The sequence below is a fragment of the Selenomonas timonae genome, from assembly GCF_014250475.1.
Taxonomy (GTDB): Bacteria; Bacillota; Negativicutes; order Selenomonadales; family Selenomonadaceae; genus Centipeda; species Centipeda timonae.
On sequence record NZ_CP060204.1, the window covers coordinates 1,159,155 to 1,173,444 of the forward strand.

Consider the following 14,290-nt stretch of genomic DNA (forward strand, 5'->3'; position numbering starts at 1 on the left):
TGCATGGATTTGTATGAGCTGCTTCAGGGGCATATCGCAGCATTTTTGCTCTCGCTCACGCGGATTAGTGGTATCTTTCTCATATCGCCGTTCTTCGGCAGTATGAATATCTCGGCATATTTCCGCGTCGGATTGGCGCTTGCAATAACGGTTGTGCTCTTTCCCATGATCGACGGATTGGGGACGCCCGCGGCGCCCGAGAGCATCATCATGTTTGCCGCCGCCGCGATCGGAGAACTTTTCATTGGATGGCTGATCGGCTTTGTGGCATACATCTCCTTCGCCGCCATTACGATGGCAGGCAAGGTCATGGATATGCAGGTGGGCTTTGCCATTGTCAATGTTGTGGATCCGACTTCCGGTCAGCAGATACCGCTCATCGGAAGTTTTCTTTATAATCTGGCGATCATCATCCTGCTCGTGACAAATGGGCATCATATGATACTGGCCGCGCTTACGGAGAGCTTCCGCGTTGTACCGATTGCGGGGATCGAGCCGAATATCTCGATTGCGCTCCTCATGGCGAATTTCGTCAGCGGCATTTTCCTCACGGGGATGAAGATCGCGATGCCGATCACTTTCGCGATCCTGCTCACGAATGTGGGGCTGGGCATCCTCGCGCGCACGATGCCGCAGATGAACATCTTCGTCGTGGGCATTCCGATGCAGCTGATGATTGGCATCACTGTCCTGTCGATGATCATTCCGTTCTATGTCTTATTCCTGGATGTGCTGTTTCATGAAATGTATGGAAATATATCACTTGCGGTACGCGCCCTCCAATAGCGCGCCGTTCGTCTTTGATCTCCAGCGTTTCGCGGGGGAAAAGACAGAGGAACCAACGGCGAAGAAGCGCGCCGACGCGCGCAAGAAGGGGCAGGTTGGACGCAGCCAGGAAGTCAACAGCGCATTCGTGCTGCTCATTGGCTTCTTTGGGCTCAAGCTGCTGTGGGATTCGATCTATGTATCGATTGCAACCTATACAACCTATGTGTTCAGCAATCTGAACCAGACAGTGGACACGGAGAACATCCTCCGCATCTTCATCGGAATCGTCATCGTCCTCGCCAAGACTGCGTTTCCGATCATGATCTTCATCATGATTATCGGACTTGCGGTCAACTTCTTCCAGGTGGGGTTGAATTTCAACACGGAGTCCATCGAGTTCAAGCTGGACAAGCTCAACCCCATCAACGGGTTCGGTCGCATCTTCTCGAAGCGCTCCCTCGTGGAGCTGGCGAAGTCCATCTTCAAGATCATCGTCATCGGCTTCTTCCTCTACCGTTTCATCCACGAACAGATCCTTGCGATGCCACAGTTCATGTTCTTTGACCTGACGACGAGCCTTGCGCTCGTTGCGGAGATCATCTTCCAGATGGCGTTCATCGTCATTGGCGTCATCATGGTTATGGCGTTCATGGACTACGGCTACCAGAAATGGCAGACGACGCAGGATCTCAAGATGTCGAAGCAGGAAGTCAAGGACGAGATGAAGCAGACGGAAGGTGATCCGCAGATCAAGGGCAAGATTCGTCAGAAGCAGCGGCAGATGGCGATGGCGCGCATGATGAAGGAAGTCCCGAAGGCGGATGTCATCATTACAAACCCGACACACTACGCTGTAGCGCTCTCCTATGAACAGGGCATGGTTGCGCCGACGGTCATTGCCAAAGGGCAGGATCTCGTTGCGCAGCGCATCAAGGAGATCGGACGTGAGGCACGTGTGCCGATCATCGAGAACAAGCCGCTTGCACGCACGCTCTACGCCGCCGTGCAGGTCGGCGACAGTGTGCCGCAGGAGCTCTATCAGGCGGTCGCTGAGGTGCTCGCGTACGTCTATCGACTGAAACACGCGCGGCGCGGTGCATGAGAAAACGGGCAATTTCTCTAATCCATGACGAAAGTCTTATTAAATATTTGACGTACTTGCGATATTTGGTATAATATTTAGGGGACGAATAATTATTTGTCCTCGTAGGGAATGAGGGAGTGAGTGAGAGTATGGCGGCACCGCAGACCGGCAGTGTAAATCCTCTTGCATCCGGCAATCTCATACAACGATACAGTGACGTCCTGATCGCCGTTGCCATCGTAACAATCGTCATCATGATGATTATTCCGTTGCCGACGATTTTGTTGGACGTTCTTATCTGCCTGAATATTACAATTGCACTTCTCGTCGTGATGTCAGCGATCTATAATGTGGAGGCACTCGATCTATCAGTCTTTCCATCTTTATTGCTGATTACGACACTGTTTCGTCTGGCGTTGAATATCTCCTCGACCCGTCTCATCCTCCTCAATGGCTATGCCGGAGAGGTTATTACTGCGTTTGGCAACTTCGTTGTCGGTGGTAATGCGGTGGTCGGCTTCATCGTGTTCGTCATCCTCGTCATTGTCAACTTCATCGTCATCACGAAGGGATCGGAGCGCGTGGCTGAGGTTTCGGCACGATTCACCCTCGACGCGATGCCTGGTAAGCAGATGGCGATCGATGCCGATCTCAACCAGGGCGCGATCACGGATGCGGAGGCGAAGCGCCGGCGTGAAAAGGTGCAGCGCGAGTCCGATTTCTTCGGCGCAATGGACGGTGCTTCGAAGTTCGTCAAGGGCGACGCAATCGCCGCAATCGTCATCATGATTATCAACATCGGTGGCGGCTTTGTCATCGGCATGCTGCAGCGCGATATGGACGCGGCGCAGGCGCTGCAGACCTATACGCTGCTGACCGTCGGCGAAGGCCTGGTCGCACAGATTCCGGCGCTCCTCATCTCGACGGCAACCGGTATTATTGTCACGCGTTCAGCGGCTGAGGGCAACCTCGGCGGCGATCTCGTGAAGCAGCTCTTCCGCAATGCGCGTATCTTTATGATCCTCACGGGCGTTCTGCTCTTCCTCGCCATCATGCCGGGGCTGCCGGGCGTGCCATTTACGGTGCTCGCTGTAATCTGCGGCTTGATTGCATGGAATCTTCATCGGGGGCAGGCAGTGGAGCAGGAGGTGCAGCAGGTCGAGCAAAAGGCAAAGGCGAAGAAGGAGGCAACGACCCCCGAGAACATCGTATCCCTGCTGCAGGTCGACCCGATGGAGCTCGAGATTGGCTACAGCCTCATCCCACTTGTCGATACAGGGCAGGGGGGCGATCTGCTCGACCGCATTGTCATGATCCGTCGGCAGTGTGCGCTTGAGCTCGGCCTCGTCGTGCCGACCATCCGCATCCGCGACAATATACAGATCAAGCCGAACGCGTACATCATCAAGCTCAAGGGCATTGAGATTGCACGCGGCGAGCTCATGCTCGACCACTACCTCGCGATGAACTCCGGCACGGTGTTCGAGGAGGTGCCGGGCATTGAGACGACGGAGCCGGCATTTGGTCTGCCCGCCCTCTGGATCTCGGAGAACGAGCGCGAGCAGGCGGAGCTAAACGGCTATACTGTGGTCGACGCGGTCTCCGTGCTCGCGACCCATCTCACGGAGATCATCAAGCAGCATGCGGCTGAGATCCTCGGACGTCAGGAGACGCAGAACCTCCTCGACAATCTCCAGAAGACCAACGCGGCGCTCGTGGACGAGGTCGTCCCGAACCTGCTCAGCGTGGGCGAGGTGCAGAAGGTACTGGCAAATCTCCTGAGCGAACGCATCTCGATCCGCGATATGAGTACGATCCTCGAGGTGCTCGCCGACTACGGTACAGCAACGAAGGATACGGACATCCTGACAGAATATGTCCGCCATGCGATGGCGCGGCATATCACACAGCAGAACGTCCAGAACGGTGTGCTGCCATGCATTACGCTTGACCCTGCGATTGAGAACAAGATTGCGGGCAGCGTCCAGCGCACGGAGCACGGTTCATATGTCAGCCTAGATCCCGACTCCATGCAGAAACTGCTGATAGCATTGCAGGAGGAGCTCAAGAAGCTGACCGATCAGGGCTATCAGCCCATTGTGCTGACGAGTCCGACCGTGCGTCCCTACTTCCGTAATCTTGTAGAACGCTCCATTCCGGGGCTGATTGTGCTCTCCCATGCGGAGATCGAACAGAATGTTGAAATCCAGATCCTTGGGGTGGTGAGAATCTAAGTGCAGGTCAGGACGGTGCGTGCCTCCTCTGTAAAGGAAGCCATGGAACAGATCAAGGACGAGCTCGGCAGCGATGCCGTACTCCTCCATACAAAAAAATATCGTGAGAGCGGGGTGCTCGGCGGCGCAGAGATGATCGAAGTGACGGCTGCGGTCGATGAGACCCAGGCACGCGTACCACACGCGCCATCTGTGTACGTGCCGCCTGCTGCACCAATTCTCCCCTCCAATGTCCTTAATCAATATCGGATGACGGAGGCGCCCGCAGAGGGGGCAAGCGCAAGGCCGGCACGGAGTGTTTTGCCTGCATATGACAGCTACGGGGCAGAGCCTACCGTTGCAGCCCCCTATGCCACGGCAGCGGCACCCATCTATCCGCGGGACGTGTATGCGGCACCTCTCGCACCGGCACCTGCTGCGCCTGTGCCGCAGCCTGCGGCGCCCGCCTATGAGACGGCGGTCAAACCACCTCCTATACAGGCGGCAGAATTAGAGCCCGCTGAAGCCCATGCCGATCAGCAGAAGGATGGCTCAGCAGAGCGCATCCGTATGCTTGAGGATGAGCTTGCGCAGATGAAGACGATGCTCGCCTCGATGATGGCGGCGAATCAGCCGAAGGAAACGGTCACGATACGGGATGTCCTGCGCCGTCAGGATGTGCGCGATGAACTCTGCGAGGATTTTTCCGGCAAGATTCCGGTTGCCGATGTGAATCTAGACAGTCTGGACCCGCGCGCCGTCAGTGTTCTATCCGGTTACCTCGCGCAGGTGATGAAGTTCACGGATGGACTGCAGATGGCTGGGCGAAGTTCCCGCGTTGTCGCCTTTATCGGAACGACGGGGGTCGGCAAGACCACGACGCTTGCCAAGGCGGCGGCTCATTTCGTGCTGGAGCAGAATCTCAAGGGCGCGCTTATCACCGCCGATACCTACCGTATCTCAGCGGTGGAGCAGCTCAAAAAATACGCCGAGATTCTGGGACTTCCCGTCGAGGTCGTCTACTCCGCCGCCGACCTCAAGAAGGCGATTGCACGCCACCGCAGCAAGGATTTTGTCCTCGTCGATACAGCGGGACGTAGTCAATACAATGAGTTTCAGATGGATGAGCTCAAGGACTTGCTCATGGCGCACCCCCGCATGGAAAAGCATCTCGTCGTCAGTGCCACGACGAAAGAAGAGGATGTGGCGGAGATCATGAAGCGATTCTCCGTATGCAAACCGGATCGCATCATCTTTACGAAGACAGATGAGACGCGGACGATCGGCATGGTACTCAATCTGCTTGCGGGCAAAGATCTCCCGCTTTCCTTCCTATCAAACGGGCAGAGCGTGCCGGACGACATCATTCCGGCGACGGCAGATCGGTTTGCGGAATTACTTTTGAGGGAATGATATGACGGATCAGGCAACGCGGCTACGTCAAATGGTAGGTGCTGAGACCATTCCGATGCCTGTCTCATCTGCGCAGGCAGAGGCGTGGGCGCATGTGCGCGTGATTGCAATCACGAGCGGCAAGGGGGGCGTCGGCAAGACTAACATTGCCGTCAACCTTGCAATCGCCCTCCAGCGCAGGGGGCATCGCGTGCTCGTCATCGATGCAGATCTCGGTATGGCGAATGTGGACATCTTACTCGGCGCCTCGTCGCGCAAGCACTTGCTTGACCTTCTGCAGCCCGAAGTGAAGCTGGATGACGTCATTGTCGAGACCCCACACGGCGTTCAGTACATCTCGGGAGGCTCGGGCATTGAGAAGGCTCTCGAGTATGACCATGCAGAGAAAGTCCTCCTGCAGCAAAAACTTGCCGACTGTGCTGCACGTGCCGATCTGATTATCGTTGATACGGGCGCGGGGCTTGGGCGCAACGTCATGGATTTCATCCTTGCGGCAGACGAGGTGTTGCTTGTGACAACACCGGAGCCGACCTCGCTCACCGATGCCTATGCTGTCATGAAGGCATACAGTATCTACGCAGCACAAAAGAATCTTCGTCTGATTATCAATCGTGTTTATGAGCAGAAGGAGAGCCGCGAGGTGGCTCTGAAACTGCAGCGCGCTGCCGAGAAATTTCTGCATATGCCCGTGGACTGCCTCGGCTATGTCTTTGAAGATACATCAGTCACGAAGGCAGTGCGCAAACAACTCCCGCTCCTGAAAGCGGAGCCAAACGCCGCAGCAGCGCGCTGTATCGATGCATTGGCAGAATCCCTGCTCACAGGCGGTGAAATGAGAGTGAAACGAGGCTGGAAAGGGTTTTTACAGCAAATTTTCAAGTTTTCGACGTAGCCAAGGAGGAAAATTCAAATGGCGGGCGAATTGGTACAGGCAAGGAGTGTTTTAGCCATTGGACAACGGCTGGAAATATTCTTTGAAAACAACGAGGAGGAAACCTCCGGCTACACGAGCCGCGTGGAGGATATCGTCGGAGATGAACTCGTTGTTGCTATGCCCCTTGACGAACGCCGTGTTCCTGTAATCCCAAATGTCGGTGAGAATTTGTACGTGCTTGCTGCAGGGGATGGATGCCATTATCGATTCTTTAGCATACATCGTGGTCACGGACGGCACGAAGGACGGATTCCCGTGCTTCATATTTCTTTGCCCGAGGTTGCGGAACGCTTTCAAAAGCGTGGGTTCTTCCGCATTAAGGTAAATCTCACGGCAACAATACGCCTTGTCGATCAGGAGGGGAAAATCGATGCACCGAAGCGTGTCCCCATTGTGGATCTGAGCGGCAGCGGTCTTGCTTTTGCATGGCCGAAATCCGTGCCTTTGCACGTGAATGCAGCGCTTGAGATTAATGATATTCCAGGCATCGGAACCCTTGAGATCATGACGCGGGTCATGCGGTGTACGCGCGTTGAGCGCGAAGACGACACACCGATTTATCATGTCGGCGTGCAGTTTCAAGGGATTTCGCGCGGCATGAGGGACAAGATCATTCGCTATCTGTTCCATGTGCAGCGGGCGCAGGTGGAGCGCGTAAATGATGACTGACAGAGAAAAGAATGCTGCGTCATATGCCGGGAGGGGGGCGCCTCGGACGCGTATGCGACTTGTTGTGATCGGTTCCTCGACAGGGGGGCCACAGGCATTGCAGACTGTCATAACGGGGCTGCCGGAGAACTTTCCCTGCCCTGTGGTCGTCGTTCAGCACATGCCGGCAGGCTTTACGAATGCGCTCGCGGGTCGTCTGCACAGCGTCTCTCGCGTGCAGGTGCGGGAGGCGCGGGACGGGGATCTATTGGAACCCGGCTGCGTCTACATTGCACCCGGCAGTCACCATCTGCGCATCCTGCACGAAGCCGGTGCGCGGCGGATTGCGCTCAGCGATGAGCCTCCCGTCGGCAACCATCGCCCCGCCGTCAATGTGATGTACGACTCTGTCGCGCATCTGGGGAAGGACGTCGTCGCCGTGATACTCACGGGGATGGGCAGCGACGGGCGCGAAGGGATGCGCAAGATCAAGGAAAACGGCGGCTACTGCATCGCGCAGGATGAAGCAACCTGTGTCGTCTACGGAATGCCAAAATCCGTCATCGACGCGGGGCTAGCCGATGAGATATGCCCATTGCCGCAGATCGCGCAGGCGATCGAGGCGGCTGTGAGAAGATAGGAAATAGGGGGAATATCAATGGATAACCAGTATATGGACATGTTCCTGGATGAGTCGCATGAGCATCTGCAGTCGCTCAACGAAGGCCTTCTGCGCCTCGAGGAGAACATGGAGGAGATCGATGCCGTCAACGACATCTTCCGCAATGCACACACCCTCAAGGGCATGTCTGCGACAATGGGCTTTGCCAAGATTGCAGAGCTCACGCACGAGATGGAAGATGTGCTTGATCTCGTCCGCAAGAGCCAGCTCAAGCTGAACGAGGACATTATGGACACGCTGTTCAAATGTCTGGACTCTCTCGAGCAGATGGTGGACAGTGTCGGTAACGGCGAGGCAGAGGATGTTGTCGATGTCTCCGATCTCGTTGCAAAATTGAGCTCCATTTCTAAGGGAACACCTGCGCCTGCTGCGGCAGCCCCCGCTGCAGCAGCGGCTCCTGCACCCGCAGCCAATGAGGGTGAGGCGTCCGGTGTGGATCTTGACCTCGATGAGATCGACCTTGATGTCATGAAGAAGGCCAAGGAAGCCGGCATGAATATGTTCCATGTCAAGGTTACCCTGATGGAGACCTGTGTCCTCAAGGCTGCACGCTCTGTCATGGTCATGCATGCGCTCGATGAGGTCGGCGATGTCATCAAGAGCATCCCGCCTGCCGAGGATCTCGAGCAGGAGAAATTCGAGCGCAGCTTTGACGTGCTTGTCGCCACAAGCGGTGACGCCGAGGCCGTACAGAACGCCGTGGATACGGTATCCGAAATCGAAGACATCCTCGTTGAGCCAGTTGATCCCGACAAGCTCGGCAAGGAGGCGGCGCCTGCGGAAGCTGCTGCACCCGCTGCGGCGGCACCTGCGGCGAAGCCCGCAGCACCTGCGGCCAAGAAGGAGGCGGCAAAGCCTGCAGCAGCTCCTGCGAAAAAGCCGCATCAGAGCCAGAGTGTCCGCGTCGACATTGAGAAGCTTGATACGCTCATGAACCTCATGGGCGAGCTCGTCATCAATAAGGTGCGCCTCGAGCAGATCGGACAGACGCACCGCATGAGCGACCTCATGGAGACGCTCGAGCAGATGGATCGCGTGACGGGCGACCTGCAGAACATCGTCATGAAGGTTCGCATGGTTCCGGTTAGCGCCGTGTTTAACCGCTTCCCGCGTATGGTGCGCGACGTATCCAAGGAGCTCGGAAAGGAAATCAACCTCACAATCGAGGGTGAGGAAACGGAACTGGATCGTACCGTTATCGACGAGATCGGCGATCCGATCATGCACCTCCTGCGTAACTCACTCGACCACGGTGTCGAGAGTCCTGAGAAGCGTGAGGCAAAGGGCAAGTCGCCCGTCGGCGAGGTCGGCCTCATCGCACGCCACGAGGGCAACAACGTCGTCATCATGATTACCGATGACGGCGCGGGCATCGATGCCGACAAGATCCGCAGGAAGGCGGTCGAGAAGGGCATGATCTCGCAAGAGGAGGCAGAGCGTCTCGACGATGCGGATGCCGTGCGCCTGATCTTCCTGCCGGGCTTCTCGACGGCGGAGCAGATTACCGATATTTCTGGCCGCGGTGTTGGCATGGACGTTGTGCGCAGCAAGATCGAGGCGCTTTCAGGGCACGTCGATGTCGAGACGCATATTGACGAGGGTTCCGTCTTCAAGATCAAGCTGCCGCTCACGCTCGCGATCATCCAGGCGATGCTCGTGCAGGTGCAGGAGGAGATGTACGCCATCCCACTCGGATCCATCGACAGTACGATCAATATCGAACCCACGGATATTCAGACCGTCCAGAACAAGGAGGTTATCGTCCTGCGTGGGGAAATCATCCCGATCATCCGCATGGAGGAGGCACTCCAGGTACCGCATACGAAAGATTCCGACGAGCTCTTCGTTGTCGTTGTCCACGCGGGCGAGGCAAAGGCAGGCATTGTCGTCGATAATCTGATCGGACAGCAGGAAATCGTTATCAAGACACTCGGCAATCTCTTCGCCGGACTCAAGCTCTTCGGCGGAGCAACCGTGCTCGGTGACGGTAAAGTTGCACTGATTCTCGACGTTGCAACAATGATACAGCAGTAAGCAGGGGAGGGCAAAGAAGATGGCAGAGGATATGAATCAGGGAAATGCGCCGCAGAACTCGCAGTATGTGGCGTTCAATCTTCGCGATGAAGAATACGGCGTCAGCATTCTGAACGTACAGGAGATCCGTAATCTGACGGACATCACGCGCGTTCCGTTTGCAGCGGACTTTATCAAGGGCGTCATCAATCTGCGCGGTTCGGTGCTCCCCGTGATCGACCTCAAGCAGCGCCTTGGGCTTGCGGAGACCCCGTATACTGACCGCACACGCATTGTCACAGTATCCGTTGAGGATGTCCACGTCGGCATGCTCGTCGATGCTGTGACCGAGGTTCTGAGCCTCGAGAATGCGCCTGTCGACACGAAGAAGGCGACAAATGCACGCGAGAGCAGCCGTTTCCTCAGCGGGATCGGCAATATCAACGGACGCCTCATCGTCCTTCTCAATCTGGAGGAGATCGTCGGACTTCCGAAGGAAGCGAAATAAGAGGATCGGAGCTTCCCGATCATTGCCCCATGACGAGAGGTAGAGTGAATGAGCGTAGATGAGAACCTGACAGAACTGTCAGAGCTGCAGCTGGATGTGCTCAGAGAGATTGGAAACGTCGGCGCGGGAAACTCCGCGACGGCGCTTTCTCGTCTCATTCAGCGTCGTATTGAGATGAATGTGCCCCATGTGGCGCTTGTTCCAATTGAAGATGTGCCAGAATTTGTCGGCGGACCGGAACTGGTCGTCGTCGGTATTTTTCTGCGCGTTTACGGCAAGGCTCCGAGCAATATTCTCTTCCTCATCCCTCGAGACAGTGCCTTTGCACTCGTGGACACACTGCTTGGACGGGATCGGGGGGAGACGACCGAGCTTGATGCGATGGACGAATCGGCGCTCATGGAGATTGGCAACATTCTTGCAGGCTCCTATCTGAATGCGTTCTATACGTTCACGGGCATGAGCATGCTGCCGTCGATTCCTGCGCTTGCCGTGGATATGGCGGGGGCGATTCTCAACGTCGTTCTGGTTCAGCTTGGCGAGATGGGCGATCATGCATTGCTCATCGAAACGAATTTTGTCGCGGAGGATCGGAGCATCAGCGGGCATTTCTTCCTTGTGCCCGACCCCGGATCCCTCAGCAGCATTATGAATGCGGTAGGAGTTGAATGATATGCCGGATTTGATAAAAGTCGGTATGGCCGACTACAAAGTCGGCGCAGCTCCATCCACATTGATCAGCTATGGATTGGGCTCCTGTATCGGACTTTCACTTTACGATCCACAGGCAAAGGTGGGGGGACTCCTCCACTATATGCTGCCGGACAGCAAACAAGCGCGTCCATCGGACACCCCTGCAAAATTCATCGATACGGGATTTCCGCTCATGCTCGCAGATGTCCTGAAGCTCGGCGGTGTAAAGTCGCGTCTTGTGGCGAAGATTGCGGGCGGTGCGCAGATGTTCGCGTTCTCGAATACGACGAGTGTCATGCGTGTCGGAGAGCGCAATGCACAAGCGGCGAAGGAGCTGCTTGCACAGCATGGCATCCGTCTCCTCGCGCAGGATACGGGGCTCAACTACGGGCGTACGGTTGCAATCGACCTGAATGACGGAACCTATACGGTGAAGACCGTCAGCAAGGGAGATAAAACAATATAGAGAGGAAGGTGAAGATATGTTCAAACTCGGCATGGCTCTGGTCTTTGCTGTCATTGCAGCACTTGTTGTATTTATTACGGGCATGATCGGGGATGCGCGTGTAACAACAGCACTTCTGCGCAGCCTCATCGCATTTCTCTGCGCCGGTGTATTCACCTATCTCGTGACATTTATCCTTGAGGCGAAGGCATGGGCGGCGTTTGACAAAGAGCCGGCTGCGCGGATGCAGGACATGAAGACGCAGCACTATGATGCGGATGACATCGACTTCGATGCGGTGGAGAAGGGGGAGCAGGCAGCGGAGGAGTTTGCCGCACCGACGAACTTTCAGCCCCTTGAGGAGAAATCCTTTGTCCACATGAGAACCCCGCAAACGGAGGGGGATGAAGCGGTGGCTGCACCGGCCTGAGTGTGTTTTTGGGAGCTGAGAGGAGATGATGCAGATGGCGGAGCAGCCGGCAGAAAATATTGATGCACTGTGGCAGGCATACGCGACGGAAAAGACCGTTGACGTACGCAACCGCATCGCCGAGCATTATCTGCCGCTCGTTCGTCTTGTTGCTGGGCGGATTTCCATCAGTCTTCCGCAGCATGTTGACCGGGAGGATCTCCTGAGCAGTGGCTTCTTTGGGCTGCTCGATGCGATTGAGCGCTATGAGCTCGCGCGCGGCAATAAATTTGAGACCTATGCCGGTGTGCGTGTACGCGGAGCGATGCTCGACCATCTGCGTGCAAAGGACTGGATTCCCGTCAGCGTGCGTCAAAACATCAAAAAATACGAGAAGGCGGTTGCGCGTCTCGAAGGCCAGCTCGGACGCACGGCAAGCGATGAAGAGCTTGCTGAGGAGCTGGATCTCACGGTTGAAGGGCTGCACCACCTCGAGGGACAGGTCAGCGCGGCGACCATCATCCCACTGGAGGAATATCTGCGCACGGATACGCCGGCCTCCATGGAGGACGGCCCCGTAGAACATGCGGAGTGGACTGAGGTCAAGGAGACCCTTGCTGCGGCGATTGAGAAACTTCCCGAGAAGGAGCGCACGGTGGTTGCGCTTTATTATTACGACGAGATGACCCTCAAGGAAATTGCGGCGATTTTGCACCTTTCCGAGGCACGGATCTCGCAGCTCCATACGAAGGCAATCTTCCGCATGCGGGGGTCGCTTGCACGCATGAATGAAGAAGTATGATGTGTTGTAAACTGGGGGAAAAAGTTATAATAAAGGCGCAATTTTGAAGGATCGGAAGTGATGTTGTGGAGAGAACAGTAGGGAATGTCAAGGAAGGGTTTCAGCTTGTTGTCAAAGCTGACGGTAGTTATCTGACAGTCTATCCGGCGACCAAGGACAATCCAGCGATTGACCTTGAGACACTGAAGCAGCGCCTCAAGGAGGCGCGCATCGCGGATTATGATGAACTTCAAGTGGCGCGCCTTGTGCGTGCGGCAAATGGATTCGAGGTGAAACTGGATATGGCTTCAGCAGACGATGGGGAAAATGAGGTCATCCCGTTTACGATTGAAATTGCACGGGATGCAATGAGTGCTGCAGTCCGCTTCGATGAGAAGCGGGGCAATCTGGCGCCTGATGTCTCAGATGTGTTGGATGCGCTCGCTGCAAAGAAGGTTACCTATGGTATTGACCGCGATGCCATCGGGCGCGGTGTTGCGCGTCTGACTCCCTTTATGGCAGCGCGCGGAACGGCACCCGAGGCGGGCGTCGATGCGCGCATCGAAAAGAAATTCGATATGGGTGCAAAGGGGCGGCCTGCTGAGCGCGCCTATGACCGCGTGGACTATAAGGATATGAACATCTTTATCCGTGCGCAGATCGGCGATGTGCTTGCCGTGCGTATTCCAGAGACCAGCGGCGTGGCGGGCACCAATGTGTTTGGCGAAGAGGTTCCCGCAAAGCCGGGGAAACCGGCAGTGCTTCCACAGGGAAAGAATACGAAGATCGTCAATGAGCACGAACTCGTCGCGCTCATCGACGGGCAGATCGTAGATGATGGGAAGAAGATTGGCGTCGATCCTCATCTCGTCATTGACACGAGCGTCGATGTCGGCACGGGCAATGTCGACTTTGCCGGCAGCGTTGAAATCAAGGGCGATGTGGAGAGCGGCTTTGTCGTGAAGGCATCCGGAGATGTTGAGATCAGGGGCATGATCGGCGGGGCACAGGTTGAGGGACGCAACGTCATTGTGCATGGCGGCATTCGAGGCATGAACATCGGAAAGATTTACGCCGCTGAGGACATTAGCATCTCCTTCGTCGAGAATGCGAATATCGTTGCAGGGCGCGACATCTTTGTCAACGATGTGGTTTTGCACTCGGAGATGCGTGCGGGTCATCACGTCCGCGTCGAGGGGCGGCGCGGTATCATCACGGGCGGCAAGGTCGGCGCAGGCGAATCCATCCGTGCCAAGGTGATGGGCAATAACTTCTATGTCCAGACGAGCTTGGATGTCGGCATAGACCCGAACCTCAAGCATCAGCATGATACCTTGCTCAAGGAATGCCAGGCGGCGGTCAAGCGTCTGACGGAAATCCGTCTCTCGCTTGACACGCTGAAGAAACAGCCTCTTACGAGCCTTTCCGAGCGTCGGCGGGAGCAGCTCGTCGAGATGACGCACGCGCAGTTCCCTCTTGCCAACGAGATCAAGAAGATGCAGGAGAAGCTCGCACAGATGGAGGAGGAGCTGGAGCAGATGAAGCGCGGCTCCGTGGCCGCCTCGGATACGATCTATCCCGGGGTGAACGTCACAATCAGCGGTGTGAAGAAGTCCGTGGAAGAGGAGCTGCATCACGCACGCTTGCAGATGCTCGATGGACAGATTGCTATAGGAGTCTTTTGAAGAGAGGCAGGTGC

General features: G+C 56.1%; 14 protein-coding genes. All 14 read left to right on the top strand.

Annotated elements, in window-relative coordinates; genetic code table 11:
* Positions 1-3: 3 nt before the first annotated feature.
* The 14 genes from fliR to H1B31_RS05545 all read left to right on the top strand — a co-directional run bounded on the left by fliR (position 4) and on the right by H1B31_RS05545 (position 14,276).
* Positions 4-786, top strand: a complete 783-nt coding sequence (gene fliR / locus H1B31_RS05480) for a flagellar biosynthetic protein FliR (protein WP_185981177.1) — start codon at positions 4-6, stop codon at positions 784-786.
* Positions 749-1,870, top strand: coding sequence for a flagellar biosynthesis protein FlhB (gene flhB / locus H1B31_RS05485; protein ID WP_009441170.1), 1,122 nt, complete (start codon positions 749-751; stop codon positions 1,868-1,870). The genes fliR and flhB overlap by 38 nt, the downstream gene beginning before the upstream one ends.
* 131 nt (positions 1,871-2,001) lie before the next feature.
* Positions 2,002-4,086, top strand: coding sequence for a flagellar biosynthesis protein FlhA (gene flhA / locus H1B31_RS05490; protein ID WP_185981234.1), 2,085 nt, complete (start codon positions 2,002-2,004; stop codon positions 4,084-4,086).
* Positions 4,087-5,478 (top strand): flagellar biosynthesis GTPase FlhF, encoded by a 1,392-nt coding sequence (flhF, locus tag H1B31_RS05495; protein ID WP_185981178.1) that lies wholly within the window; start codon positions 4,087-4,089, stop codon positions 5,476-5,478.
* A 1-nt stretch (position 5,479) separates the two neighbouring features.
* Positions 5,480-6,370, top strand: a complete 891-nt coding sequence (locus H1B31_RS05500; protein WP_009441167.1) for a MinD/ParA family protein — start codon at positions 5,480-5,482, stop codon at positions 6,368-6,370.
* An 18-nt stretch (positions 6,371-6,388) separates the two neighbouring features.
* On the top strand, positions 6,389-7,081 hold the full coding sequence (locus H1B31_RS05505; protein ID WP_009657145.1) for a flagellar brake protein: 693 nt from the start codon (positions 6,389-6,391) through the stop codon (positions 7,079-7,081).
* On the top strand, positions 7,071-7,700 hold the full coding sequence (locus H1B31_RS05510) for a CheB methylesterase domain-containing protein (RefSeq protein WP_404828682.1): 630 nt from the start codon (positions 7,071-7,073) through the stop codon (positions 7,698-7,700). The genes H1B31_RS05505 and H1B31_RS05510 overlap by 11 nt, the downstream gene beginning before the upstream one ends.
* A gap of 18 nt (positions 7,701-7,718) precedes the next feature.
* Positions 7,719-9,776 (top strand): chemotaxis protein CheA, encoded by a 2,058-nt coding sequence (locus H1B31_RS05515; protein WP_009657164.1) that lies wholly within the window; start codon positions 7,719-7,721, stop codon positions 9,774-9,776.
* Positions 9,777-9,795: 19 nt separating this feature from the next.
* Positions 9,796-10,263 (top strand): chemotaxis protein CheW, encoded by a 468-nt coding sequence (locus H1B31_RS05520; protein ID WP_009441162.1) that lies wholly within the window; start codon positions 9,796-9,798, stop codon positions 10,261-10,263.
* A 48-nt stretch (positions 10,264-10,311) separates the two neighbouring features.
* Entirely contained in the window at positions 10,312-10,935 is a 624-nt protein-coding gene (locus H1B31_RS05525) for a chemotaxis protein CheC (RefSeq protein WP_009441161.1), read from the top strand.
* 1 nt (position 10,936) lies between these two features.
* The gene (locus H1B31_RS05530) at positions 10,937-11,422 is read left to right on the top strand and encodes a chemotaxis protein CheD (RefSeq protein ID WP_009441160.1); all 486 of its coding nucleotides are present in this window, start codon (positions 10,937-10,939) and stop codon (positions 11,420-11,422) included.
* 16 nt (positions 11,423-11,438) lie between these two features.
* Positions 11,439-11,831 carry a hypothetical protein gene (locus H1B31_RS05535; protein WP_009441159.1) on the top strand — a complete coding sequence of 131 codons (393 nt, stop codon included), beginning with the start codon at positions 11,439-11,441 and terminating at the stop codon, positions 11,829-11,831.
* A gap of 25 nt (positions 11,832-11,856) precedes the next feature.
* Entirely contained in the window at positions 11,857-12,612 is a 756-nt protein-coding gene (locus H1B31_RS05540; protein ID WP_009441158.1) for a FliA/WhiG family RNA polymerase sigma factor, read from the top strand.
* Positions 12,613-12,677: 65 nt separating this feature from the next.
* Positions 12,678-14,276: a flagellar assembly protein A gene (locus H1B31_RS05545; RefSeq protein WP_185981179.1), complete on the top strand. Its 1,599-nt coding sequence runs from the start codon at positions 12,678-12,680 to the stop codon at positions 14,274-14,276.
* The last annotated feature ends 14 nt before the right edge of the window (positions 14,277-14,290 follow it).